Below are 26,637 nucleotides of genomic sequence, written 5' to 3' on the forward strand. Positions count from 1 at the left end.
CCGAGGGCACACGGAGACGCCTGCTGGTCCATGTCACCGGTGTTTGACGCAATCGATCGTTCCAAGGGGATCCACACATGATGAATCGCAAGTCGCTCAGCCGGAATCCGCTGAGCTTCGCCCTGGCCACCGCGATGGTGTTCGCGGCCGCGCCGGCATTCGCGCAGGACACCACTTCGACCAAGACGGCCGAAGAGGTCGCCGCCGAGAAGGCCAAGGCCACCACGAACTTCGACACCGTGACCGTGACCGGTTCGCGCATCGGCCGCGATACCTTCAACTCGGTGTCGCCGGTGCAGGTCGTGACCCGACAGGAGTCGGTGCTCGCCGGCTTCAACTCCACCACCGACGTGCTGCAGAGCACCGCAGTGACCACCGGCAGCTCGCAGATCAACAATGCGTACGGCGGCTACGTCACCGACGGCGGCCCCGGTGCCAACACCCTCGGCCTGCGCGGCCTTGGCCCGACCCGCACCCTGATCCTGCTCAATGGCCGCCGCGTGGCGCCCGCCGGTTCGCGTGGCGCGGTCGGCTCGGCCGATCTGAACGTGCTGCCGAACGCGATCGTGGACCGCATCGAAATCCTGAAGGACGGCGCCTCGTCGATCTACGGCTCCGACGCCGTGGCCGGTGTTATCAACATCGTCACCAAGACCAAGGTCGACGGCGTCTCCTTTGAAGGGCAGCACAACGCCACCGACGGTGGCGGCGGTGACCAGCGCCGTTACTCGATCATGTTCGGCACCACCGGCGAGCGCTCGCACTTCTCCGGTTCGTACGAGTACTACACCCGTAACGACCTGAGCCTGCGTGACCGCGACTGGACCCGTTGCGCCACCGACAAGTACCGCGACATCGACGTGGGCGACTACTGGGGCAGCGGCGACTTCATCGACCCGCTGACCGGCAAGTCCAAGTGCTACACCCTCGATGCGGGTGGCGTGACCATCAACACGATCGGCACCAACACCCGCACCGGCGTTGCCGCCCCGGGTGGTGCCGGTACGCGCTTCAACCGCTGGCGTCCGAACGCGGCCGTCACCACCGGCCTGGTCGGCTATGAAGGCGTGGACACCTATACCCGCGATACCTTCGACGACGCGATGCTGAACCAGTCGCTGATCTCGCCGGCCAAGACCCACACCCTGTTCCTGCAGGGCGGCTTCGACACCGGCGTGCTGGGCGACGCCGAGCTGTACTACGAGTTCCTGGGCAACAAGCGCAAGTCGACCCAGACCGGTTACCGCCAGCTGTCGCTGGACTATGCGGTAGGCAGCCCGCTGATCCCGGCCAACCTGCGCGACAGCGTGGCCGGCCCGGCGACCAACCTGACCAACGGCGCCAACATGGGCGTGCGTGCGTTCATTGGCTTCGGCAACGACCAGAACAAGCAGAACGTCGACTACTACCGTTTCAACGCCGGCCTGCGGGGCAACCTGACGGCGGACTGGAAGTACGACTTCAATGTCATGCACTCGGACAATGACGCCGACTACACCTTCCAGAGCTTCCTGACCAGCCGCCTGGCGCAGAGCCTGAACGTGGTCTCCAACGGTGCCGGCGGCTATTCCTGCGTCGACCCGTCGAACGGCTGTATCGCCGCACCGGCCCTGAACACCAACACCATCGGCGGCAACCTGCCGGCGGACTGGAAGAACTGGGTGTTCGTGCCGGTCACCGGCAACACCATGTACAAGGAAGACACGGTCAACTTCAACGTCAACGGCCCGCTGTTCGACATGCCGCACGGCACGGTCCGCGGCGCGTTCGGTGCCGAATACCGCAAAGCCAAGATCGACGATAGCCCGTCGCAGTACTCCATCGACGGCGACCTGTTCAACTTGACCTCGGCGGCGCCGACCCGCGGTAGCGACTCGGTCACGGAAGTCTACGGCGAACTGGAATTCCCGCTGCTGTCGGGCGTCACCGCTGCCGAAGAGCTGACCCTCAACCTGTCCGGCCGCTACACCGACTACGAGTCGTACGGTTCGGATGAGACCTACAAGATCGGCGGCCTGTGGACCCCGGTGAAGTGGCTGTCGTTCCGCGCATCCTACGGCACGTCCTACCGCGCTCCGGCGCTGTACGAACAGTTCCTGGGCGGCACCACCGGCTTCCTGGGCAGCACCTCCGATCCCTGCAACGAGTACAGCGACCGCGATCCGTCGTCGATCCGTTACCAGAACTGCGCCGCAGAAGGCCTGCCGGCCGACTACATCGCAACCCAGGGCGTGACCGTGATCACCCAGGGTGGCGCGGAAACCGGCCTGAAGGCGGAAACCTCCACCGCCAAGACCCTCGGCGTGGTGATCCAGCCGGAGTTCGGCAGCGGTTTCGGTGACCTGTCCTTCGCCGCCGACTACTTCGACATCAAGGTCGAGAACGGCGTGCAGGCCGCAGGCGGCGCCGGCATCCTGAACGCATGCTACGGCAGCGCCACCGCCGACTTCCTTGCCGGCAACGGCCTGTGCCGCCTGGTCGACCGCAACCCGCTGAACAACGCACTGACGGTCACCAACGGCTTCATCAACGTCTCCACCGACAAGGTGCGCGGCGTGGACCTGACCCTGCGTTATGTCCGTGACATCGGGCCGGGCGAGTTCCGCACCACCACCCAGTTCACCCACTACATCGAACAGTCCAGCAAGATCTTCCAGGACGATCCGCTGGTGAACTACGCGGGCATGCTGGGGACCCCGGCGAACACCGCCACCTTCGACATGGCCTACAAGTGGAAGGAATGGCAGGTCCGCTACGGCCTGGACTGGATCGACAAGATGGACAGCTACGCGTACTACGAGGAGCGCAATCCGGGTCTGTTCGAGCCGGACACCTCGCCGTACAAGATCTACACCCCGAACTACTTCCTGCAGTCGTTCTCGGTGCAGTACGAAGCGGACAAGTGGTCGGCCACCGTCGGCGTGCGCAACCTGGCGGACAAGGAACCGCCGACCATTTCCCAGGGTGTGTACAGCACCGTCGGCAATGCGTTGCTGTACAGCGGCTTCGACTACTGGGGCCGCCAGTACTTCGCAAACGTCACCTACTCGTTCTGATCCCGCTTCGCGAGCCGCCGCCCTTCGGGGCGGCGGTCTCGTTTCCGGCCCTGGTAAACCGGTGGTCGGCCCGCTCCACGAACAGAGGTCATCAATGAAACGGATTCTTCTGCTGGCCGCCCTGGCCAGTGCTTCCTCGCTCCTGCACGCCAAGCCGGTGGCACCGACCATCGAGCAGATGGCCGCCTTCCCGGCCATTTCCAGCCTGTCGCTCTCGCCCGATGGCAAGCACATCGCCGGCCTGCGCGCCAACGGCGAAGAGCGCGTCATCGTGGTCTGGGAAACCAACGCCCTGGACAAGGCGCCCACCGTCATCGGTGCCGGCCGCATGAAGTTCCAGAGCGTGAGCTTCATCAAGAACGGCCTGCTGGCGGTCACCCTGTGGCAGCCTTACGACCTGCGTACCGACCGGGTCAACAAGACCTTCATCAGCAAGTTCTTCATCACCGACATCGAAGGCAAGCAGTGGAAGGAGCCGATCAGCCCGGCCCGCGCCACCAGCCGCAACGAAGAACTGGAGCAGGCCCTGTCCAACTCCACCGTGCTCGATACCCTGCCCAACGACCCGGACCACATCCTGGTGGTGAACGGTTCGGGCAGCAATTCCGGTGACGTGTACAAGGTCAACCTGCGCAGCTTCACTTCCCAGCGCATCCAGAAAACCGAAGAGCGCGTGGCCGGCTATGTCACCGATCTCAACAGCGAACTGCGCGCGCGCCTGCGCCAGGACGTGGATGGCACCGGTGCGTATATCGCCACTGAATTCCGCAACCCCGCTACCGGTTCCTGGGAAGAACACTTCCGTTCGCACGTGAAGGATCGCGACATCAACCAGGTGGTCGGCTTTGCCGATGACCCGAACATCGCGTTCATCCAGAGCAACGTGGGCCGCGACAAGACGGTCATCTACGAATACGACATCGCCGCGCGCAAGCAGAAGGAAGTGCTGTTCGAGCACAAGTTCTTCAATGCCGGCACCGTGGTGCTGAACCGCTACAAGAACGTGGACGGCGTGCCGTTCGGCGCACTGCTCGGCGTCGGCTACAGCGGCCCGCGCGAGAACGAGATCCAGTGGACCGATCCGACCTTCAAGGCGCTGGAACAGGGCCTGCGCCAGGCCCTGGGCATCCAGGCAAGCGAGGTCACCCTGGTCGATCCCAGCACCGGCCAGCGCGCCACCACCCAGCTCGATGGCGGCAGGTCGATCCGCCTGCTGGACTACAGTGCCAACCTCAAGACGTTCCTGGTGGTGGTGTCCGGCCCGTCCGACCCGCCCACCTACTACCTGTTCAACAACGGGCAGCTGACCGAGCTGGCCAAGTCCTACCCGCAGATCGACCCGGCCGCGCTGGGCACGACCAAGCTGGTCTATTACAAGGCGCGCGACGGGCTGGACATTCCCGCCTTCCTGACCACCCCGAACACCGATCTGTGCGGTGCCGGTCCGTGGAAGGCCGTTGTGCACCCGCACGGCGGTCCGTGGGCGCGCGATGGCATGGACTTCGACGGTTCCATGTGGGTGCCGCTGATGGCATCGCGCTGCATGGCGGTGCTGCGCCCGCAGTTCCGCGGTTCGGCCGACTGGAGCCGCAAGCTGTGGATGGCCGGCGATGCCGAGTGGGGCCAGAAGATGCAGGACGACAAGGATGATGGCGCCAAGTGGATGATCGACCAGAAGATCGCCCAGCCCGGCCACATCGCCATGTTCGGCTTCTCCTACGGCGGCTATTCGGCATTCGCCGCATCGGTGCGGCCCAACGGGCTGTACAAGTGCGCCATTGCCGGTGCCGGCGTGTCGGACATCAAGAAGATCTGGTCGCGGTTCTACACCAACCCGTTCTTCCGCCAGGCCCAGGCCAAGACGGTGGACGGTCTGAACCCGCTGGACAAGGCCGGCGAGATGAAGATCCCGCTGATGGTCTACCACGGCGACCGCGACCGCACCGTGCCGATCGAACAGTCCGAATGGTTCGTGGCCAAGGCGAAGAGTTCCGGCCAGCCGGTGGAGTACCACGAAATCGCCGATTACGCGCATGGCCCGGCCTGGACGCGCGCGATCATGGGCGACCAGCTGCGGCTGATCGATGATTACCTGGGCAAGGGGTGTGGTGGCGGCGGGTTGTAATCGCCGCTGAGGGGCACCCGACCCACGGTCGGGTGCTCCCGATGATTATCGGCCACCTTCGGGTGGCCTCTTTTTATTCGCGAAGAATGGCCTGTGCCGCGTTGTGTCCCGGCGCGCCGGTGACGCCGCCACCCGGATGCGTCCCCGAACCGCACAGGTACAGGCCCGGCAGGGCACCGCGGTAGTCGGCCTGTCCCAGCATCGGCCGGGCGCTGAACAGCTGGTTGAGGCTGAGCGCGCCATGGAAGATGTCGCCGCCGATCAGCCCGAAGGTGCGCTCAAGATCCAGCGGACTGAGCGCCTGCCGGCCCAGCACCAATGCGCTGAATCCCGGCGCGTGCTTCTCGACCGTTGCGATCATCAGGTCGGCCACTTCGTCGCGGTGGTCATCCCAGCTGCGCCCGCCGGAAAGCACCGGGGCCACGTGCTGGCAGAACAGGCTGGCCACGTGCTGGCCGGGCGGCGCCAGCGAATCGTCCAGCGTACTCGGGATCAGCATTTCCACGATCGGTTCGCGTGACCAGCCGTGCTGGCGCGCATCGCGGTAGGCGCGGTCCATGTAAGCCAGCGTGGGCGCCATGATGATGCCGGCCGTGAGGTGGTCCCCTGCCCCGGGCAGCACGGAGAACGAGGGCAGGCCGGACAGCGCGACGTTCATGCGGAACGTGCCTGAACCGCAGCGCCAGTTGGCCATGCGCTCGCGCGTGGTCAGTGGCACCTCCCCAGGCGCCAGCAGCTGTTCGTACAACAGCTTGGGATTGACGTTGGCCACCACCCTGCGGGCGCGGATGACATCGCCCTGCAGCGTTTCCACCCCTACCGCGCGCCCCTGCTCGACGACGACCCTGCGCACGCCGCTGTCGGTACGGATGTTCGCCCCGGCGGCGATGGCCGAGCGCGCCATCGCCTGGGTGATGGCGCCCATGCCGCCGATGGCGTGGCCCCAGGCGCCCTTCACTCCGTTGCTCTCGCCAAAGGCGTGGTGCAGCAGCACGTAGGCCGAGCCGGGCGCCTCCGGGCTGGCGTAGTTGCCCACGATGCCGTCGAACCCGAACAGCGCCTTGATCGGCTCGCTTTCGAACCAGCGGTCCAGGTATTCCGAGGCCGAGATGGTGAACAGGTCCAGCAGTTCCTGGCGCAACGCCGGCGCCAGCCCATGCAGCCGCCTGCCGAGCTGGCCGGCCTGCCACAGCGCCGGCAGCTGGGTCAGCCAATGGCCTTCCCCCACGTTGGGCGGCGCCTGCAGCGCAAGATCGCGCAGCACATCGGCGAATGCCTCCAGGCGCTGCTCGAAGGCCGGCAGGCGCTCCGCATCACGTGCGGAAAAGCGCGCCACCTCCGAACGGGTCAGCCCGGCACCGGCCAACAGGTAATCCCCGTCCAGCGGCAGGAAGTTGTTGATCCGCCGCGGCACCACCCGCAGCCCGTGCTCGGCCAGCGCCAACGCCTGGATGATGCGCGGCTGCAGCAGCGACACCGTATAGGAAGCCACCGAATTGCGGAAACCGGGATGGAACTCCTCGGTGACCGCCGCCCCGCCCACTACCGGCCGCCGTTCCAGCACCAGCACCCGCTGCCCGGCCCGGGCCAGGTAGGCCGCGCAGACCAGGCCGTTGTGCCCGCCGCCGATGATGACTGCATCCCAAGCACGCGTCGTTGAAGTGTCCATGCTGGCTGTATACATGACCTTCGACACCCTTGCAGGCCGGGCCAGCGGCGTATCGTCTGGCCCACGGCCCCCATCAGGGGGCCTTCCTGAAAGATTCTTCGGCCCGGAGGCCATACTAGTGATCTCTCGTACTCCCAAGATTGTCCTGCTGACCCTGGCCGTTTCGGCCGCGCTGGTCGGCTGCGGCAAGAACGAAACCCCGGCTACGGACAGCGCGGCCTCCACCGCCACCCCGACCGCCGCCGCCCCGGCCGCCACCGAGTTCAAGCTCGACGAAGCCAAGCTGCCGGCCTACAACGCCTTCCACCCGTCCGACCTGGACAAGAGCCTGGACGCCTGCACCGCGTTCGGCGATTACGTGAACAGCAAGTGGCTGGCCGCCAATGAAATCCCGGGCGACCGCACCAGCTGGGGCGCCTTCACCATCCTGGACGAGCGCTCGGTCGCCGTGCAGCACCAGTTGGCCGAACAGGTCGCAGCGGTGAAGAACCCGACCGGCATCGAAAAGATCGTCGGCGACTTCTGGGCCACCGGCATGGACGAAGCCAAGATCAACGCGCAGGGCATCGAGCCGATCAAGGCCGACCTGGCCGCCATCGACGGCCTGCAGGACAAGGACGCCATCGCCAACTACCTGCGCACCACCGCCGCCAAGGGCGAAAACGTGCTGTTCGGGTTCGGTCCGGAAGCGGATTTCAAGAACTCCAGCATGAACATGGCCTACGCCAGCCAGGGCGGCCTGGGTCTGCCGGACACCACGTACTACACCGACGCCAAGAACGCCGACAAGCTCAAGGCCTACCAGGCGCACGTGGCCAAGGTGCTGGAACTGTCCGGCGTTGCCGCTGCCGACGCCGCCAAGCAGGCCGCGGACGTGGTCAAGTTCGAAACCCGCCTGGCCAAGGCCTCCAAGTCCAGCGAGCAGCTCTCGCGCGATGTCTCGCTGTACTACAACCCGGTCACCGTGGCCGACGCCGACAAGCTGACCCCGAACTTCAGCTGGAGCCGGTTCTTCGAAGCGCAGGGCATTGCCGCGCCTGAGAAGTTCTCGCTGGCCATCCCCAGCTTCCACCAGGAAGTCAGCAAGGCGCTGGGCGACACCGACCCGTCGGTGTGGCGTTCGTACCTGCGCTTCCACACCGTGGATTCGGCGTCGCCGTTCCTGGCTGACGCCTTCGCCCAGGAGAACTACGAGTTCTACGGCAAGACCCTCAACGGGCAGAAGGAAATGAAGCCGCGCTGGAAGCGCGTGCTGGGCACCATCGAAAACGATGCCGGTGAAGCCTTCGGCCAGCTGTACGTCAAGGTCGCCTTCTCGCCCGAGTCGAAGGCCAAGATGGAAGAGCTGGTCAAGAACCTGGCCGCCGCGCTCAAGGAGCGCATCCAGGGCCTGACCTGGATGAGCGATGAGACCAAGGCCAAGGCGATCGCCAAGTGGGAAACCTTCACCCCGAAGATCGGCTACCCGGACAAGTGGCGCGACTGGAGCGGCCTGAGCACCGGCCGTGACAGCTACTTCGGCAACGTGCGCGCGGCCAACGAATTCAACTACAAGTTCGCGCTGGGCAAGATCGGCAAGCCGGTGGACAAGACCGAGTGGGGCATGACCCCGCAGACGGTCAACGCCTACTACAACCCGCTGCAGAACGAGATCGTGTTCCCGGCCGCCATCCTGCAGCCGCCGTTCTTCGACCCGAAGGCCGACGACGCGCTGAACTACGGCGGCATCGGTGCGGTGATCGGCCACGAAATGACCCACGGCTACGACGACCAGGGCAGCCGCTTCGGGCCGACCGGCAACTTCGAGAACTGGTGGACCGATGCGGACACCAAGAACTTCAGCGGGCTGACCGGCAAGCTGGTGAACCAGTTCGACGGCTACAAGGTCGGCGACCAGGCGGTCAACGGCAAGCTGACCCTGGGCGAGAACATCGCCGACCTGGGCGGACTGGCCACCGCCTACGACGCCCTGCAGAAGGCCAGCGCCGGCAAGGAAGACCCGAAGGTGGACGGCTTCAGCCGCGACCAGCGCTTCTTCTTCAACTGGGCCACCGTGTGGCGCACCAAGTACACCCCGGAAAACGCCAAGGTCCGCCTGGCCACCGACCCGCACGCCCCGGCCGCGTTCCGTGCCATGGGCGCGCCGTCGAACCTGCCGACCTTCGCGGCCGCGTTCGAGTGCAAGCCGGGTACGCCGATGGTGCGCGCCGGCGACAAGCAGGTGGTGATCTGGTAATCGTTCACGCGGTGGCGTGATGCAGAAAGGCCCGGGATTTTCCCGGGCCTTTTTGTTTGCCCGGTTGCTGGCCAGCGGCCGGGGTTACCGTGGGCGTCGGTGAATGCCGCGTTTTCATGCGGGCTTGCTATAGTTCCGCGGTCTTCAATCCTCCTGGATTTGTTTCGCATGCCCAACCTTCGTCCGCTTGCCATCGCCCTAGGCCTGGGCCTGGCCACCCTGGTCGTCACCGACGCCTCCGCCGCCCCGAAGAAGAAGGCCGCCAGCCGTGCGCCCGCCGTGAGCGCGCAGTGCAGCGACTTCCATGACGTCACCAATGCCGGCTGGCTGAAGGCCAACCCGGTGCCGCAGACCGGTGCCACCACCGCCATTGGCCAGCTCGCCGAGCGTACCCGCGTGCAGCAGCGCGAGCTGCTGGACGGCGCGATGAAAGCGCCGCAGGGCAACGTGCAGAAGCTGCTGGGCGACTTCTGGGCCAGCGGCCTGGATGAAGCAGCCGTGGAAGCCGACGGCTCGGCCCCGATCGCGCCGCTGCTGACCCGCATCAACGCCATCAAGAAGGCCAAGGACGTGCCGGCCTCGATTGCCGCGCTGCACCAGGTCGGCATCCCGGTGGCCTTCAACTTCGCCCCGGACGTGGACCTGAAGGCGCTGGATCGCCACATCGGCTACTTCATGCAGGGCGGCATGGGCCTGCCCGACCCGGCCTTCTACACCCGCACCGACGCCGATACCGTGGCGCTGATGGGCCGTTACCGTGCGTACGTGAAGCAGATCCTGGCCCTGACCGGCACCCCGGCCGACAAGCTGGAGGCCGAATCGCAGGCGGTGATCGCGCTGGAAACCGAGCTGGCACGCAAAGCGCAGTCGCTGGCCGGCATCAACAATCCGTTCAACAACTACGCGCCGATTTCCACCAAGGAACTCAACAGCCGCTTCCGCAACCTGCAGCTGGATGCGTTCCTGAAGGCGCAGGGCGTCAACGACGACCTGGTCTCGCTGTCCGACCCGGAGCTGTTCAAGGCGCTCGACGGCATGGTCACCCGGATCAAGCCGGACCAGTGGAAGGCTTATCTGCGCTGGCGCGTGGGCGATGCCATGGCCCCCTACCTGTCCAAGGCCTACCGCGATGCGGAGTTTGAATTCCGCGGCCGCGTGATCCGTGGCGAAACCATCGCCCCGGCCCGCTGGGAGCAGGTGCTGGATGCGATGAACGTGGCCGCCGGCCCGATGGTCGGCCGTGAATATGCCGCACGTTACCTCGCCGCCGATGACCGCCGCCAGGCAGCGGTGATCGTCGACAAGATCCGCGAAACCCAGATCGAGGCGGTGAAGGCCAGCAGCTGGCTGAGCCCGGAAGCCAAGACCGAAGCGCAGGCCAAGCTGGCCGCCTTGAAGATCGAGATCGGCACGCCGCTGCGCGACCTCGATTACAGCGTGCAGCCGATGGGCCGTGGCAGCTTCGGCGGCAACATGCTGATCGCCTCCACCTGGCGCCATCGCGAAGAAATGAAGCGCATCGGCAAAGGCAACGCCGACCGCCGCTGGGATGTGTTGCCGCAGCAGCCGGCATTGGCCTACGACATCGCGCAGAACCGCCTGATCGTCACCGCCGCCGTGCTGCAGGGCCCGGTGTTCAATGCCAAGGCCGACAACGCCGACAAGTACGGCAGCTTCGGCGCGCTGGTTGCCCACGAACTGAACCGTGCGATCGATGCCAAGGGTGCCCTGGTCGATTCCAAGGGCGAACTGCGCAGCTGGTGGACCCCGGCCGACAAGACCGCCTGGAACCTGCTGGGCAACCGCGTGGCTGCGCAGTACAGCAGCCTGGACTTCCCCGGCGTGAAGGGGGCCAAGGTCAATGGCGAACTGACCCGCGAAGAGAACCTGGCCGATCTGGCCGGCGTGGAACTGGCATGGGCGGCCTACCAGTCGGCCGAACCTGCCGCCAAGCCGGCCGCGCAGCAGGGCTTCTTCCGCGCCTGGGCCAGCCTGTGGCCGCAGCAGCTCTCGCCGGGCGAAGCCGCGCAGCGGCTGACCGCGGACACGCTGGCCCCGGGCAAGTGGCGCACCAACGTGCCGCTGTCCAACCTTCCCGCCTTCGGTGCCACCTTCAGCTGCAAGCCGGGACAGCCGATGCAGCGCGTGGACAGCGACCAGATCAGGATCTGGCGCTGAGCGAAACGTTGATGGATTGAATGAGGGCGCCCCCAGGGGCGCCCTTTTTCATGCACGTAGAGCCGCGCCCTGCGTGGCTGCACTTCGCCACGCACCGCAAAGCCACGCAGGGCGTGGCCCTACGCGTCGGGCTGCAGCCAGCCCCGGTAATTCACGATCAACCCCACCCCGGGTGCGGCGATCTCCACATTGAACACGAACCGGCCGTCCACTTCGGTTTCGAACGTGGTGCCCCTGGGCAGCAGCGCCTTCGGCAGCGGCACGCCCAGGCAGGACCACCGCCGCGGCACCAGCAGCAACCGTTCGCCTTCCACCACCAGCGCCAACGCGACCTCGATCACCCCGAAGCACTCGACCAGCAGCGCATCGTTGCGCCCTGCCCCGCGCCGTTGCCACGAGGTGAACCGGCGACCGCCAAAGTCACGCGTCCAGCGCTCGATGCCCTGCTCCGGCATGAAGGTCACGGTGACCGGTACATCGGCGCCCGCTTTCGGAAAACCGATCACCGCCGCCACCAGGCGTGACACCAACCCGGTGCCACGACGCACCTGCGCCGTACCGCTCCAGCGATGCTCCCCCGAAGTGTCGTGCAGCGCCTGCACCTGCGCAGGCAGCGCATCGTAGGCACTGCCCAACACCTGCCGATACAGGCTGGCGGCGGCGCGAACGTCGCGCAGTTACTTCACGCTGCGCAGGTGGTTGGGCCGCTTCGGGCCACCCGGCGGGCGCCGGTTGAATGGCGGCTGCCCCCGCCAGTAGCGGATCAGCAGCCAGCCGAACAACATGCCGCCCAGGTGGGCGAAGTGGGCCACGCCCGGTTGCCAACCGGTGGCGCCGAGCACCAGTTCCATCACGCCGAACACGATGACGAAGGTGCGCGCCTTCATCGGAATGGGCGGGAACAGCAGCATCACGCGCTGGTTGGGGAACAGCATGCCGTAGGCCAGCAACAGGCCGAACACGCCGCCGGATGCGCCCAGCACGGTGGCCGGGTCGGCGATCATCGCGCCCACGGCCAGCTGGCACAGGCCGGCACCGGCCACGCACACCAGGTAGTAGGTCAGGAAGCGCTTCTCGCCCCAGGTCTGCTCCAGCGGCGCACCGAACATGAAGAGCGCCAGCATGTTGAAGAACAGGTGCCCGAAGCTGCCGTGCAGGAATCCATAGGTCAGCAGCTGCCACGGCTGGAAATTGCCACCCGGCGAGAACGGGTCGAAGCCACCGCGCAGCGGTTGCAGCATGAACGGCTCGAACGTGCCGTTGCCGAGCAGGAACGGCTGCTGCAGCAGGAACAGCACGATGTTGGCGATCAACAGTGCCTTGGTGACGGTGGGCAGTCGCGGGAACATGGGGGCATCCTTTGGAACCGCGCCCATCATAACGGGCTAGCCCGGTCCCCACACCGCCGCGTCCAGGTCATCGCCGCTGCCACGCGGCATGTGCTTGACCCGCCCGCGCTCCATCACCACCCCTTCGGCGCGCAGCCGCTGGTTCTGCTCGCGCCAGCCACGCGAGCCTTCCGGCATCGCGATGCGCCCGTCCGAGCGCAGCACCCGGTGCCAGGGCAGGTCCGGATCGTCGTTCATGCCCAGCACCCGTGCAGTCAACCGTGCCCGGCCCGGCAGCCCGGCCTTGGCGGCCACCTGGCCATAGCCCATCACCTGCCCGCGCGGAATGGCACGGATCACCGCCAGGATGCGCTCGCGCGCCTGCGCGGCAGCGTCCACCGCGTCGTCGGCTGGCGACGCGGATTTTTTCACGCGCGCACGCGGCTGACCAGCAGCACGCCGACCAGCACCAGCGCCGTCCCCAGGATCTGCCAGGGGCCCATGGGTTCGTCGAGCAGCCATAGACTCATCACGATGGTGGATACCGGCCCGAGCATACCCACCTGCGCAGCCAGCGACGAGCCGATCCGCTTCACCGCCAGCATGATCGCCAGCACCGGCAGCACCGTGCAGACCGTCGCGTTGACCTGCGACAGCCAGTACACCGGTACCGGCTGCTGGAACAGCACCGGCAGCGGGTGCAGGACCGCGAAGTGCAGCGCGCACAGCACGCAGGCCACGCAGCTGGCATAGGCGGTGAGCCGGATCGCGCCGATCCGCGCCACCACCTGGCCGCTGCCGAACAGGTACAGCGCGTAGCTGAGCGCGCTGGCGAACACCAGCGCACTGCCCAGCACGATGCGCCCGCCTTCCAGCTGCAGGTCGTGGCCGAAGGCCAGCAGCACGCCGAGATAGCTGAGTACCAGCGCGGCCACCTGCCAGCGCCCGGGCTTCTTTTTCAGCAGCACCAGGCTGATCAGCAGCACCAGGGTGGGATTGAGGTACAGGATCAGCCGTTCAAGGGTCACGCTGATGTACTGCAGTCCCTGGAAGTCGAGCAGGCTGGAAAGGTAGTAGCCGGTGAAGCCCAGCCATACCACCCGGCCCCGGTCGGCCCAGGACAAGGCGGCGGCGCGGCGGGCCGACCACACTGCAAGCAATGCGAACAACGGGAACGCCATCAGCATGCGCAGTGCCAGCAGCGTGGTAGCGTCCACGCCGTGGCGATAGGCCAGTTTGACGATCACGGCCTTGCCGGAGGCGGCTACCGCGCCGACGGCGGCGAGCAGGATGCCGGAGGTGGCAAGGCGTGGGGAAGAGGTGGGAAGCGCGTGCGACATCCCACGCATTGTCGCATCAGCGGATGTCTACCGACCAACGGTCGGCAGCTACCCAGGGGGTGTTGATACGCCTCAGCGCATCAACACCACCTCTTCCGACGATGTCGGATGGATGGCGACGGTGTCGTCGAGCTGGGCCTTGGTGACGCCCATTTTCACCGCGACCGCGAAACCCTGCAGGATCTCGTCGGCCGATTCGCCGAGCAGGTGTACGCCTACCACCCGCTCCTCTTCGCCCACGCAGACCAGTTTGAACAGGCTGCGCTGGGTGCCGTCGGCCAGCGCCTGCAGCATCGGTCGGAAATTGGTGCGGTAGATGCGGACGTCACCGTGACGGGCGCGTGCCTCTTCTTCGCTCAAGCCCACCGCGCCCAGTGCCGGGTGCGAGAACACCACGCTCGCGATGTTCTGGTAATCCATCTTCGCCTGCGGCTGTCCGCCGAACAGGCGGTCCATCAGCTTGCGGGCGGCGGCGATGGCCACCGGGGTCAGGCCCACCTTGCCCGCGATATCGCCCACGGCGTGCACGCTGGGCACCGCCGTGGTCTGCCAGTCGTCAACCTCGACCTCGCCCTTGTCACCGACCAAGATGCCCAGTGCCTCCAGTCCCAACCCGGCACTGTTGCCACGCCGACCGGTCGCGAAGAACACCTGGTCGAAGTGCGGTTCGGCCGGGCCATCGTGGCCGTAAGCAATGAGATCATCGCCCTCGCGCCGCAGTTCGCGCAGCCGGTAATTGAAGTGCAGCTGCACGCCTTGGTGGCGCAGGTTCTCGGCCAGCTGTGCGGTCAGCTCGGCGTCGAAGCGCTCCAGCAGGCGTTCGCCGCGCACCAGCAACGTCACGCGGCTGCCCAGTGCCTGCAGCAGGCCGGCCAGTTCCACGGCGATGTAACCGCCACCGACGATCGCCACGCGCCCGGGGGCGCCGCAGAGGTTGAAGAAGTCGTCCGACACCGACCCCAGTTCGGCGCCGGGAATGTCCGGGCGCTGCGGGTGGGCACCAGTGGCGAGCAGCACGTGTTCCCCGCTGATGCGGATGCCATCGCTGCATTCCACCGTGTGCGCATCCAGCAGCCTGCCCTTGCGCGGCACGCGCACCACGTTGCTGTCGTTCAGGCGCTTGAGGTAACTGGCATGGATGTTGGCGATGTAGGCCTGGCGATGCACCACCAGTTCCTTCCAGTCCAGCGCCGGTCGTGCCGGCACATCGAAGCCCATCGACGCGGCCAGGCCGATCCGCCCGGAAAGGTCGGCCGCCAGCCACATCGCCTTCTTCGGCACGCAGCCGACGTTGACGCAGGTACCGCCCAGTTCGCCCGGTTCCAGCATCGCCACCCGCTTGCCGTGCTGCGCTGCGCGGAAGGCGGCGGCCAGGCCACCGGAGCCACCGCCCAGCACGATCAGATCGTAGTCGTAATGCGTTGTCATGGGCACCAGCATGCCATGCCACGTCGCGATTCAAACGTGACGACGCGGCCCGAATCGTTTCATCGGCGCAACGCTGGCCAACGCCCGTAGGTCATCGCGCGCCAGATCCACTCCAGCGGCCCGAACCGGAAATGGCGCAGCCACGCATGGCTGAGCAGCACCTGCAATGCGAACAGCGCCACCGCGAACGGAACCTGCCAGGCACGCGGCATCGTTTCAAACGCACCCAGCCCGTAGCCGTAGAACAGCCAGGTGCAGACCAGTGACTGCAGGATGTATTGGGTCAGCGCCATCCGCCCCATCGGCGCCAGCACGCGCAGGCGGTCCCGCCAGCGCACGATCCAGGCCAGGTAGCCCAGGCACATCAACAGGCTGGCCACCGACGACAGCGCATACGCTGCGCCGGTGGTGGGGGTGAACGTGCCGGGCGCCAGGTACGGCACCCAGCTCGCGCTGATGAGCATCAACAGCAGTCCAACCGGCAGCGCGCCGCGCCGCAACCAGCGGTAGAGGCGCTCGAACCGCGCCGGGTCGGCCAGCGCGCCACTGCGTGCGAACCAGCTGCCGAGCAGGAACATGCCCAGCACTTCCGGGCCGATGATCAGCGCCCCGGACAGGGCCGTGCCCAGATCGCTGGCCCGCTGCGCAACCGCCTGGCCGAAGCTGCCATGGCCATACGCCTGGCGCTGCAGTTCGACGGTCTGCTGGCCCTGCGCCATGGCCGAGCCGAGGGCGCCGCCATCGCCTTCGACCTGTCCGACCAGGCCCAGCATCGCGCCCAGCAGCAGCATCATCGCCGCCGCACACAGGTAGGTGGCCACGCCCATCGCAGGCAACCAGCGTTGCGGCGCTTCGCGCGTGGCCAGCAGCGGCAACGACACCAGCGCGTAGATCACCAGGATGTCGCCGGACCACACCAGCAACGCATGGCACAGGCCGATCAGCAGCAGCCCGCCGCTGCGGCGCAGGTAGAAGGTCGTGAAGTCGCGGCGCGCCGCTTCGGCACGTTGCGCCATGATCGCAAAGCCGGCGCCGAACAGCAGCGAGAACAGGGTGAAGAACTTGCCCTGCACCAGCACGTAGACGGCGGCATCAACCCAGTAGTCCAGCCCCTGCCAGTGCGGGTCGATGCCGGTGAAGGCCAGGTCCAGCGGGGCGCTCAGCGCTTCCATGTTCATCAACAGGATGCCCAGCAGCGCCACTCCGCGCAGGATGTCGATGACTTCGATGCGGTCGCCGGCAGCCACCGGCTGCAGCGTGGGGGAAACAGGCTTCACGGGCGACTCGCTTGGCAGGGCGGACAGTATGCCGCCGCAGCACGCAGGCCGCCCGGCATTTCGGGGCTGCAGATACGCAACGGCCCGCCGAAGCGGGCCGTTGCCTCAGGCGGTGGCCTGCACTCAGTGCTGGTGGCCGCCGTCGCCGTGCACGTGGCCGTGCTCGAGTTCTGCGGCAGCAGCTTCACGCACGTCGACGATCTCGACCGAGAAGTGCAGGTCCTTGCCGGCCATCGGGTGGTTGAGGTCCACGTCGACCACGCTCATGCCGACCTTTTCAACGGTCACGGCGCGCGGGCCGAAGTTGGTCTGCAGCACGACCTGCTGACCCTTCACCAGGCGGGTTTCACCGAAGTGCTTCTTCGGCACGCGCTGGCTCAGGCCTTCCTTGCGCTCGCCATAGGCGTCGGCGGCCTTCACATCGACCTCGAAGGAGGCGCCGGCTTCCTTGTCGAGCATGGCGGCTTCCAGGCCCGGGATGATGTTGCCGTGGCCAATCAGGATCGCCAGCGGGTCACGGTCCCTGGAGCTCTCGATCGGCTCCTGGCCCTGCTCGGCGACGGTGTAATGGAAGCGGACGACGCGGTCTTTTTCGATCTTCATGCGGAACTCTTGTGCTGAGGCTGCCAGGGCAGACGGGTGGGACGGGTTGTCGCCCGCCAAGTACGCCGCCATCATGACGGCCTTCTGAGGCCGCGCATTATCCGGACATCACGCACATGACGCCAGTTCCGCGCTTGAACCGCTCTGTTGCCCGGGTTGCCGCCGTGCTTGCCCTGGCCCTGCTGGCCGCCTGCGGCGGCGGCAAGACCACCCGCCCGAGTGCGCCGGCCGCCTCCACCCAGGTCTGGCCGACGGTGGTGCCCAATGACCCGCAGGCGGCCAATGCGGTGCTGATGCGCGCCATCGGGCTGGTCGGCACGCCCTACCGCTACGGCGGCAACACCCCCGAGTCGGGCTTTGACTGCAGCGGGCTGGTGGCCTACGTGTACCGGGAAATGCTGGACCTGAAGCTGCCGCGGACTTCGCGCGACCTGGCGGCGGTGCAGGGACCGAAGATCGATCCGCAGCGGCTGGCACCGGGCGATCTGGTGTTCTTCGGCGACCGCGGCAACGTCTTCCACGTCGGCATCTACGTGGGCGAAGGGCGCTTCGTGCATGCGCCGAGCACCGGCGGAACGGTCCGGCTGGATTCGCTCGGCGGCACCTATTGGAAGCAGCACTACACAGGCGCGAAACGTGTCCTTCACTGAAATGAACAGGGCAAAGGTCTAAAAATGTGACCTCCATCACGTTCATATAAACGAAACTTTAACGAAATTTGTACCAAATCACACGTCTTACACGGCATCATCACCCATCGTTTTTATTCAGTGACCGCCGCGTGACGACAGCCGACCTGACGTGCCAAGGCCAGACCGCCACTTTCCGGCGCACTGCCCGCCCCGCTCTTATCGCTTTCGCCCTCTGCCTGGCCAGCCTTCCGGCCTGGGCGCAGACGGCACCGACGACCGCCGTCGATGCTGCTCCGGTTGCCACCGCAGCCGCCACCGAGATCCCCGCCGCCGCCAAGCCCAAGGCTGAAGCGCCGGCCCGCAGCAAGGCCGATGCCGCTGCCAGTGCCACCCTCGCCGCCCTGCTTCCGCACCTGGCGGCCAACGACACCATTCCGCTCATGGACCGCTCGGCGATGTTCGCCGGCGACCTGAGCCGCCTGCTGGCCAACTACGATGCCAGCTCCGGTGCCAATGGCGTCGTGGTCGGCGGGGCCGCCGACAATGGCAAGGTGCAGTCGCTGCTGCGCCGTGCGATGACGCTGCTGGGCACCCCGTACCGTTGGGGCGGCACCTCGCCGGACAGCGGTTTCGACTGCAGCGGCCTGGTCGGCTACGTGTTCAAGACCGCGCTGGGCATCGACCTGCCGCGCGTCTCGCGTGAAATGGCCCATGACGGCGAAGCCGAGCTGATCAACGACCGCAACGCGCTGGCGGCCGGTGACCTGGTGTTCTTCGGCCGCAGGGGCCGGGTCGACCACGTGGGCATCTACGTGGGCGAGGGCCGCTTCCTGCACGCCCCCAGCACCGGCAAGGACGTCCGCGTGGACAGCCTGGTCTCGGGCTACTGGAGCGGCAAGTTCATGCAGGCCCGCCGCGTCGAGCTCTGAGCCGGCCGGCCCGCCCTGCCGCCTGAAGGCCGCTGCCCCGTGCAGCGGCCTTTTTCGTTATGGGCTCCGGTGGCCGGTAACGGGGGCAACTGGCGTTGTCCCTACTGTCGTCCGAGCAATTCCAAGTGCGTGCGACCAGCCCAGGCCGGCTTCGGCAGGGGTTGTTGACTCCGGCGTGGGGCGGCTCGCCGGGGTCACGCCGACCAGTAGACACCGCCCGGGATCTTTCCAGTAAAGGTGACGCATGGCGGCAGTCCCTGAATTTCCGGCCCGGTGTGTGATCTGGTTTGGGCAACCACACGCGGCCGAGCGCGCCGCATTGGCAGCGGAAGGGTGGCAGGTGCGCGGGGTGGCCAGCGATGCATGCGTGGCCATCGGCATGCGCGGCAGCGACCTGGTGGTCGGGCTGCTGGACCTGCGCGGGGCGGCCCCCGGCAACGTGGAGCACCTGCAGGCGCTGCTGGAGCAGCACCGGCACATGCGCGTGCTGGCGATCCTGCCGCCCGGACCCTACCCCACGACGCCGCCGCTGCAGTCGCTGCTGGCGGGGTGTGTGGAGACGTTCACGGCGCCGTTTGATCTCTCCAGCCTGGTACAGCGGCTGCAGCACCTGGCGGACGGTGACGAGACGCGTTCGCCGGCCGGTGCGCAGGCGCTGGTCGGGAACAGTGCGGTGCTGCAGGTGGCACGGGCGGCGTTGCGCAAGTTCGCGCCGGTGGAACTGCCGGTGCTGGTCACGGGCGAAACGGGCACGGGCAAGGAGCTGGCGGCGCAGGCACTGCATGCGCTGTCACCGCGCCATGCGCGGCCATTCCTGGCGGTGAACTGCGGGGCGATTCCGGCGGCGCTGGTGCAGTCGGAACTGTTCGGGCATGAGCGCGGGGCGTTCACCGGTGCGGCGACGCGTCGGCTGGGCCTGTTCGAGACGGCCAGCGGGGGCACGGTGTTCCTTGACGAGATCGGCGACCTGCCGCTGGATGCGCAGACGAACCTGTTGCGGGTGCTGCAGGAAGGCACGATCGAGCGGGTGGGCAGCAATCATCCGCTGGCGGTGGATGTACGGGTGGTGGCGGCAACGCACATCGATCTGGAGCAGGCGGTGGAGCGCGGGCAGTTCCGCCGCGATCTGTTCTACCGGCTCAATGTGCTGCGCTTGCCGATGCCGGCGCTGCGTGACCGTGGCAGCGACATCCTGCTGCTGGCGGAGCATTTCCTGGCCAGTTTCCGCCGCCGGCACGTGACGCGCGCGCGCGGGTTCACGACGGAGGCGGCGCAGGCGCTGCTGCGGTTCAACTGGCCGGGCAATGTGCGCGAGCTGTTGAACCGGGTGCAGCGGGCGGCGATCGTGAGCGAGGCCGAGCTGATCAACGTGGCCGATCTGGAGCTGCTGCCACCGCAGGTGGAGATGCCGCAGCGGCTGCTGCACGATGCGCGCCAGGCGGCCGAGCGCGATACCTTGTTGCAGGCCCTGCGCGATAACGCGTTCAATATCACTGCGTGTGCCCGCACCATGCAGGTTTCCCGCGTTACCGTGTATCGCCTCTGCCGCAAGCATCAACTCGCTCTGCCTGAGTTGCGCTGAGAGCGAAAAGCCTTGGTTTGCGAACGTACGGGCTTTGGGCCGGCGGGGGCGGGTTTGCGGGGGACGCCGTAAACCCATCCATGGGGGCTTGGTCGCCGCATCCATGCGGCTCACACCCCCGCAAACCCACCCCCGCCGACCCTTCGACATCGGGTCGGTGGCCATGGGAAAAGCTGGGACTTCGCTGACGCCGGCCATTGGCCGGCCCTCCGCGTTGCCGGCCGCGGTAGGTATCGACCGTTGGTCGATACGCGCGCTACAGGATGTACGGCACCTTGAATGCCAACGTGAAGTCCGGCGAATCCGGCGTCAGGCCAATGCCCAGCAGACTCACGATCGTGGTGTTCTGGTTGAGTGCGTAGGTGATGCCCAGGTTGAGCGTGGCCGCGTTGGCGTCGCTGCCGACGATCTTGACCCACTGCCCGCCCTTGAAGCGGGTGGAGGCGCGGGCGCTGAGCTTGTCGCTGAAGGAGATGCTCAGGCTGGTGCGTTCGTTGAAGGCGAACGCGACGCCGGCGCCGAAGTAATACGAGCCGCCGAGTTTGACGTCACCGGGGTTGACGGTATCGGGGTTGGCGTCGAGGTCGTCGAAGCTATTTTCGAACGAGTGGATGTAGCCGATGTTGGCGAACAGGATGGCCGGGTCGGCGGTCTTGACCGCCGAGAGGCCGACGTTGGCCTGCCAGACGCCGTTGCCGGTGGGTTGCTGTTCGGGCACGGCGAAGCGGATGAAGTCGTCGTCGTCGCGCTCGAGCACTTTCCAGCTCAGGCCGTAGGGTTCGCGGCCGGTGGGGGCGGTGGCGCCGACGGTCAACACGGTTTCGGGCCAGCGGCCTTTTTCGGAGAACAGTTTGTAGTTGGCACTGAGGCTGATGTCGCCGATGCCGTTGCCGGTGGTTTCTTCCTGGGCGATGGCGGCAGCCGAGCCACCGGCGCCGCCCTTCTGGAAGACGGTCTTGCGGGCCAGGTAGGGCACGTCCAGGTTCAGGGCCAGGCGCGGGGTGAGGCCCCAGCGTGCGGCGAGGTTGTAGGTGAGGGTGTCGGACTCGACGTTTTCGATGGCGATGTTGCCGAGGAAGATCGCGTCGAGGGCGAGGAAGCCGTTGAGGGTCAGCTGCTTGCGGTCGTAGCGTGCGTAGCTGAGGCTGTTCTCCAGCGTGAAGCGGCGGGTGAACAGGGTCGAGGTCTGTTGTTTGACGTCGTCGACGCTGCGGCGCGAGGCTTCTTTGGCCTGCTGCGCTTCGGCGGCGGTGCTGGCGTAGCCATCGCCGGTCGGGGGTGCGGCGGGGGTGCTCGAGGGCAGCGGTTCGGGCGGGGCGGCGCCGGCCAGCGGTGCGGTCTTGCCGCTCAGGCGGGCCTGCATGGCCTGTACCTGCATGTCCAGTTCGCGCAGCCGGCGCACTTCCTGGGCGTAATTGGCTTTGAGCGTTTCCAGCTGCTGGATGAGCGCTTTTACGTCTGCTTCGTCTGCCGGGGTGGCCGGTGCGTCCTGGGCGTTTGCCGCAGCTGACGCGGTCAGTGCCAGCGCCGCCAGCGCCAGCGGTGTCGTGCATATCGAGGTGTGCATTTCCTTGCCCTGCGTTCTGGTGTCGTTCCCCCCACCCGGCCGGTGTTACTGGCCGGGCCCCATGCCTACGCCGCGTACCAGGTTCATCGCCTGGGCCACGTTCTGGTTCAGCGACGCGCTGTTGGCCAGGGTCTGCCGCACCAAGTCGATCTGCATGCGGTTGCTGGCCGACTGCCCGTCACTGGCCACGGCGATGCTCTGGCCGACGCTGCCGTTGCGGATCCATTGCTGCACCTGGCCCACGCCCTGGATCTGCAGCTGCACGCTGGCGCCGTTGCCGTCCTGCTGGGCCACGGCGCTCACGCCGCCCTGCTGCGCGCTGGCCTGCGGGGCGCTCTGTTCGGTGGTGGTGGGTGCGGTGCCTTCGCGCACGTTCAACTGGGTGGCGTTGCTGGCCACGTTGTTGTCACCGGCCACTTGGATGCTCTGGGTAAGCCCGGCCACGTTCTGCAGGCCGCTCGAATCCACGCTGCGCCCCGGGGTTTCCGGCAGCGGCGCGTCGGCCGCGGTGACGGTGACGCTGGGCGTGAAGCTCACTTTGGGCGTGTTGCCGCCATGGCTGAAATCCATGCCCAGGGTCAGCGCGCTCTGTGCGGACTGGTTGCCGGCCTGCCATTGGGAAATCATGGTCACGCCGAACCAGGCCACGGCATTGCCGTTGACGGTGTAGCGGCCACGCATCAATTTCAGTTCCGGGTCGGGGATTTCGCTCAATCCCTTGCCGGGGCGTCCCTGCTCCTGCGCGTTGGGTGCATCGGCGGCGTGTACCGGGGCGACCCCGAGCAGCGCGACGAGCAGTGCAGTGTGCGTCCAGTTTGCGATGTTCATGGTGCCTCCTAGAACAGATCGGCATGGGTGAAACCGAAATCCACCAGTTCCGCGTCGGTGATCGGGCCCTGCCGTGCATACAGCGAACGCGCACTGGGCTGTTCGCCGGGCTGCAGCAACACGGTGTTGCGGTCGAAATCGGTACCGATGACGACGAACACGGCGCGCGACGGCCATGATTCGAGAAATTCGTTGACGGGTATGCTGCGGTTGCCCAGGATCGGATCCGCTACGTCGACCACGTCACCGCGGACCTGCTTGAGGACCACGAAGTGGCGGAATCCACGCACATCCATCAACACCAGCCCGGGCACGCGCAGCGAGCGCAGGCGCTCTTCGTTGACGCGGTAGCCGCGCCCACGCATGCCCATCGATTCCACGTAACGCTTGATGTCCAGCAGCGAGAAGCCACGCTGGTGGACCAGTTCAGGGTCCGAGACCCCCATCATTCCTTCGATCACAGTGCCTTCGTCCGCGTCCAGGTGGTAGGCATAACGCAGGATCGTGGCCAAAGCGGCCGCGCCGCAGCTGTAATCGGTGTGTTGGCGCACCACGTTGCGGAAGCGCCGTTCCTGCATGCTCTCCACGCGCTGGGAGTACACCGCGCCATTGGGCAGCACGCCGCTGAAGGACACATCACCGGCGCGCGAGGCGCCCACCGGCAGGATCAACAGCGACAACGCGCAGCACAGGGCTCGGGTCGACCACATCGGCATGGCTCCGGAAGAAGGAAGGAGCCCCTGCCCCAAAGGGGGAGGATGGAACAGGGGCTCCCGGGGAACCCGGCCATTGGCGGATGGCCGGGTTTGTTGCGCTCAACGCGTGTTGCCTGCGAAAACGGACAGCGTTACTCGCCGCCACCGCCGCCCGGGTTGCCGCCAGTGGACGGCTGGGCCACGGCCAGGGCCAGGCTGTTGGCCTGCAGGTTGCCGGTGCCGGCTGCGACGTTCACGCCGATGTTGCCGCTGGCGCCGCGGAACGAGTCACCCGACAGCGAAGCGTTGTTTTCGGCACGTTCCACGACCCAGCGGGTGGTGGCCACGGTACCGCTCAGGCTGGCCTGCAGATCGGCATAGCCCACTTCACCGTACGCCAGAACGCCGCGCTCGTCGGTGTCGAAGGCGAGACCGCCTGCACCTTCGTTGTACGGGTTGTCGGTGGCGCCCTGGGCGTCAGCATCCAGGTCGATGTGCCCGGTCTGGTTGCCACCGGTATGCGACGAGCCGCTCCAGGTATCCGGGTAGAAGTTTTCCTTCTGGTAGGCATTGCCGCGACCGGCGTAACCACCCACGCCGATGGCTGCAGTACCGCCCCGGACGTTGCCACGCAGGGTGACCTGGGTGGTGTCACGCATGGCCTTCACGTAGCCCTCGTTGGACACGCTGTTGCCGGTGGACACCTGGTTCGAGCTGATGCTCGCGGTGGCCATGCGGGCGGTGGACACCGACGCAGCCAAGGCGTTCTTCTGCTCGTTGTTGTTGCCGGCGGCGCTGTTCACGCCGATGTTGCCGGTGGCGCCGCGGAAGGCGTTGCCGCTGAGGCTGGAGTTGTTGACCACGCCTTCGTTGGTGGTGGTGTTGCCGGCGCCGTACTGGTTCACGTACACCTGCGCATCGGACATGCCGAAGGTGAACGAAGCATCGGCGGCGGACAGCGATGCGGCGTTGTCCTGGGCATTGTTGTCACCGGCGGCGGTGTTGAAGCCGAGGTTGCCCGACGCGTCCTGCGCCACGTTTTCGCTGATCGAGGAATTGTTCTCGAGCAGCTGGTTGTCGCCTTCGTTGTCGGTGATCGACTGGCGGTTGTCGATGATGGCAATCGCGGCCGAGTCCACTTCCAGGTCACCCGAGACGGTCGGACGGCCGCGGAACTGCACGTCCGCCCCCACCTGCAGGTCCGATTCCAGGTTCACGTCCACGCCGTGGTTGTTCTTTTCCTTGCGCTCGTCGGCCTGGATGTTGCTGTTCTTCTGCACGTTTTCGTTGACCGAGACATTGCGCGTGTGGTTCACGTCGCTGGTGTCGCTGTAGCTCTTGGTCGTGGTCCTGGTGCTGGTGTCGGAGCTGGTGTTGGTGGTGCTGTTGTTGCGTACGCGGGTGCGGGAATCCCAGTCATTGCGGATGTTGGTATCGATATTGGTATCGATATCGGTATCGATGCTGGTGGTGATGTCGGTGTCGACATCGGTATCGATATCGGTGTTGATGTTGGTATCAACATCGGTATTGAGGTTGGTGTTCGTGTTGGTATTGGTGTTGGTGCGGGTTTCCCACACGTTGTGGATGTGGTTGATGAACGCGCTGGCGTTCTGGTTGTCCTGTGCGGAGGCAGATGCGGTAGCCGCAACTGCGATGGCCAGCGCAAGTACCGTCTTGTTCATGGTGTTCATGGTGCCCTCTCTCTTCACGGTCAATCGGGTGGATGGAACTGCTCACGGGGTGGACTGCACCGAAATGCCCAACTGGTTGGCGGTGGTGTTGCCGGTACCCGCGATTTGATTGAGTTGCAGAACGCCGTCGAATCCCTGCAGTGCGGTGTCCTCCACGGCGACACTGCGGGTTCCGGCGGAACCACCGCGACGTGCGGTGCCCTGCCCCCCTGCTGACGCGAGTGCCCCCGACGCGGCCAAGGCCTCGTCGTTCGTCTCGCGTATGCCCTGTTGCGCCAGCGTGGCCGTGACGACGTTGAGCGTCGCGTTGCCGATACCGCTGGCCTGGTTGATCATGGCGACGCCGCTGGCGCCGTTCAGTGCCTGGCCGCCGATGCTGGCGCTGGCATCCAGCGCGCCATCGGCGCGCACGCGGTTGCCGGCGAGGCGTTGGCGTGCATCGATGTTGACCTGTGCGTTTTCGCCGCTGGCGATACCCAGCAGGTTGGCCTGCAGGTTGAGGTCGCCGGCGGCCATGTTGACCACCATGGCGCCGTCGGCGCCGCTCAGCGCGCGGCCCTCCAGGCGGGTGTTGTTGAGGTAGCCCAGCATGCCGGCGTAGTCGTCTGCCTGCTGCGCGTACAGCGGCAGTGGCAGCACCAGCGAGAGCCCCAGCGAGAGCAGCACGGTTGCGCGCTTCATTTGCCGGACCCACCTGCGGGCGCACCGGCCGGCTGGCCGAGCGGGAACTGCGCCAGCGCACCGCGCACCTGGTCACCGATACCGCGGGTGGCGTTGCCCACCGCGCCCATCGGCCCGCCGATGCTGCGGCCGAGCGAGCTGCCCGACAGCACACCGCTGCTGGTGGCCTTGCCCAGGGTGCTGTTGATGGTGCTGGTGGTGACGCGCTCCACGGTGGTCTGCGGGTGGCCCGCAGAGAGGCCGGTGTTGGAGCCCAGCGAGGCGTAATCGTCGTCGCTCAGTTCGTCCATGCCGGTCGAGGTGCCCAATGCGCCAGCGACTTCGCGCTTGGGCGAGGGATCGGCGATCAAGGCCACGCCCGGGGGAGCGGGCCGATACGCCGGCCGCGCGGATACATCCCGCAGCAGCACGATTTCACCCGGTTGCTGCTTCACGCCCTGCCGTGCGCCTGAGGCCTGCACCGCTGCCGGTGCCAGCACCATCACCAGCAGCAGCCACGTCACCGCCGTTGCCTTGCTCCGTACGCGAACGCTGTCCATTGCGACCTCCCGATACATGCGGAGGGATGGAGCAGCAATCGTGCCAAGTCCGAAAGGCCCTGTTTGCGGGCATGTTGCCGGCAGCGACCGCTGTCACTGCAACGCAGGTGTTACACCCGCGTGGCGTTCACGCGTCCTGAACACGAACGTGCAGGCGTCAGGAAGGCGGATAACGCTCACTTCACATGTGGGTGTATCAGCGTTGTTACACCGCCGGATACAGATGTCACAGTGCGCAGTCATCAAACGC

21 protein-coding genes are annotated in these 26,637 nt (G+C 66.6%); 7 read left to right on the top strand and 14 right to left on the bottom strand.

All coding sequences use genetic code 11. The annotated features are described in order from the left end of the window. The first annotated feature begins 77 nt into the window (after positions 1-77). Both V9K91_RS07050 and V9K91_RS07055 read left to right on the top strand, forming a co-directional pair. Positions 78-3,056, top strand: coding sequence for a TonB-dependent receptor (locus tag V9K91_RS07050; RefSeq protein WP_093533397.1), 2,979 nt, complete (start codon positions 78-80; stop codon positions 3,054-3,056). A 94-nt stretch (positions 3,057-3,150) separates the two neighbouring features. Beyond that, positions 3,151-5,181: a prolyl oligopeptidase family serine peptidase gene (locus V9K91_RS07055; protein ID WP_336443249.1), complete on the top strand. Its 2,031-nt coding sequence runs from the start codon at positions 3,151-3,153 to the stop codon at positions 5,179-5,181. A 73-nt stretch (positions 5,182-5,254) separates the two neighbouring features. Here the strand turns inward: V9K91_RS07055 and V9K91_RS07060 are convergent, their stop codons facing one another. Further along, entirely contained in the window at positions 5,255-6,850 is a 1,596-nt protein-coding gene (locus tag V9K91_RS07060) for an NAD(P)/FAD-dependent oxidoreductase (protein ID WP_336443248.1), read from the bottom strand. 121 nt (positions 6,851-6,971) lie between these two features. On the opposite strand from V9K91_RS07060, the gene V9K91_RS07065 reads away from it, so the two are divergent. Then, positions 6,972-9,086 (top strand): M13-type metalloendopeptidase, encoded by a 2,115-nt coding sequence (locus tag V9K91_RS07065; RefSeq protein ID WP_176472633.1) that lies wholly within the window; start codon positions 6,972-6,974, stop codon positions 9,084-9,086. Positions 9,087-9,254: 168 nt separating this feature from the next. Further along, positions 9,255-11,264 (top strand): M13 family metallopeptidase, encoded by a 2,010-nt coding sequence (locus V9K91_RS07070; protein ID WP_336443247.1) that lies wholly within the window; start codon positions 9,255-9,257, stop codon positions 11,262-11,264. 119 nt (positions 11,265-11,383) lie between these two features. Here the strand turns inward: V9K91_RS07070 and V9K91_RS07075 are convergent, their stop codons facing one another. The 7 genes from V9K91_RS07075 to V9K91_RS07105 form a co-directional block, all read right to left on the bottom strand. Continuing rightward, positions 11,384-11,902, bottom strand: coding sequence for a DUF4166 domain-containing protein (locus V9K91_RS07075; protein WP_336443246.1), 519 nt, complete (start codon positions 11,900-11,902; stop codon positions 11,384-11,386). 39 nt (positions 11,903-11,941) lie between these two features. After that, entirely contained in the window at positions 11,942-12,613 is a 672-nt protein-coding gene (locus tag V9K91_RS07080) for a rhomboid family intramembrane serine protease (protein ID WP_068853500.1), read from the bottom strand. 36 nt (positions 12,614-12,649) lie between these two features. Beyond that, positions 12,650-13,024 (bottom strand): MGMT family protein, encoded by a 375-nt coding sequence (locus V9K91_RS07085; RefSeq protein ID WP_249832870.1) that lies wholly within the window; start codon positions 13,022-13,024, stop codon positions 12,650-12,652. Then, the gene (locus V9K91_RS07090) at positions 13,021-13,932 is read right to left on the bottom strand and encodes a DMT family transporter (protein ID WP_336443245.1); all 912 of its coding nucleotides are present in this window, start codon (positions 13,930-13,932) and stop codon (positions 13,021-13,023) included. The genes V9K91_RS07085 and V9K91_RS07090 overlap by 4 nt, the downstream gene beginning before the upstream one ends. 72 nt (positions 13,933-14,004) lie before the next feature. Then, positions 14,005-15,360 carry a glutathione-disulfide reductase gene (gene gorA / locus V9K91_RS07095; RefSeq protein ID WP_336443244.1) on the bottom strand — a complete coding sequence of 452 codons (1,356 nt, stop codon included), beginning with the start codon at positions 15,358-15,360 and terminating at the stop codon, positions 14,005-14,007. A 59-nt stretch (positions 15,361-15,419) separates the two neighbouring features. Further along, complete coding sequence (locus tag V9K91_RS07100; RefSeq protein WP_336443243.1) at positions 15,420-16,637, bottom strand: DUF418 domain-containing protein; 1,218 nt, start codon at positions 16,635-16,637, stop codon at positions 15,420-15,422. Between the two features lie 123 nt (positions 16,638-16,760). Continuing rightward, on the bottom strand, positions 16,761-17,240 hold the full coding sequence (locus V9K91_RS07105; RefSeq protein WP_068854722.1) for a peptidylprolyl isomerase: 480 nt from the start codon (positions 17,238-17,240) through the stop codon (positions 16,761-16,763). 116 nt (positions 17,241-17,356) lie between these two features. On the opposite strand from V9K91_RS07105, the gene V9K91_RS07110 reads away from it, so the two are divergent. The 3 genes from V9K91_RS07110 (at position 17,357) to V9K91_RS07120 (ending at position 20,383) form a co-directional block, all read left to right on the top strand. Next, positions 17,357-17,890: a C40 family peptidase gene (locus V9K91_RS07110; RefSeq protein ID WP_336443242.1), complete on the top strand. Its 534-nt coding sequence runs from the start codon at positions 17,357-17,359 to the stop codon at positions 17,888-17,890. Positions 17,891-18,036: 146 nt separating this feature from the next. Further along, positions 18,037-18,801, top strand: coding sequence for a C40 family peptidase (locus V9K91_RS07115; protein ID WP_336443335.1), 765 nt, complete (start codon positions 18,037-18,039; stop codon positions 18,799-18,801). 244 nt (positions 18,802-19,045) lie between these two features. Next, positions 19,046-20,383, top strand: a complete 1,338-nt coding sequence (locus tag V9K91_RS07120; protein WP_336443241.1) for a sigma-54 dependent transcriptional regulator — start codon at positions 19,046-19,048, stop codon at positions 20,381-20,383. 256 nt (positions 20,384-20,639) lie between these two features. Here V9K91_RS07120 and V9K91_RS07125 read toward each other — a convergent pair whose 3' ends face one another. From V9K91_RS07125 to V9K91_RS07150, 6 genes are all read right to left on the bottom strand, one after another. Next, the gene (locus V9K91_RS07125; protein ID WP_068853510.1) at positions 20,640-21,950 is read right to left on the bottom strand and encodes a transporter; all 1,311 of its coding nucleotides are present in this window, start codon (positions 21,948-21,950) and stop codon (positions 20,640-20,642) included. A 45-nt stretch (positions 21,951-21,995) separates the two neighbouring features. Beyond that, complete coding sequence (locus tag V9K91_RS07130; protein WP_093533406.1) at positions 21,996-22,778, bottom strand: hypothetical protein; 783 nt, start codon at positions 22,776-22,778, stop codon at positions 21,996-21,998. A gap of 8 nt (positions 22,779-22,786) precedes the next feature. Beyond that, positions 22,787-23,488, bottom strand: coding sequence for a C39 family peptidase (locus tag V9K91_RS07135; protein WP_093533407.1), 702 nt, complete (start codon positions 23,486-23,488; stop codon positions 22,787-22,789). Positions 23,489-23,625: 137 nt separating this feature from the next. Next, entirely contained in the window at positions 23,626-25,167 is a 1,542-nt protein-coding gene (locus V9K91_RS07140; protein WP_217537149.1) for an adhesin, read from the bottom strand. 42 nt (positions 25,168-25,209) lie between these two features. Beyond that, positions 25,210-25,848, bottom strand: coding sequence for a hypothetical protein (locus V9K91_RS07145; RefSeq protein WP_083214189.1), 639 nt, complete (start codon positions 25,846-25,848; stop codon positions 25,210-25,212). Then, entirely contained in the window at positions 25,845-26,330 is a 486-nt protein-coding gene (locus V9K91_RS07150) for a hypothetical protein (protein ID WP_307107827.1), read from the bottom strand. Before V9K91_RS07150 ends, V9K91_RS07145 begins: the two co-directional genes overlap by 4 nt. Positions 26,331-26,637: the final 307 nt, after the last annotated feature.

The sequence above is a fragment of the Stenotrophomonas sp. CCNWLW57 genome (genome assembly GCF_037203925.1).
Lineage (GTDB): Bacteria > Pseudomonadota > Gammaproteobacteria > Xanthomonadales > Xanthomonadaceae > Stenotrophomonas > Stenotrophomonas rhizophila_A.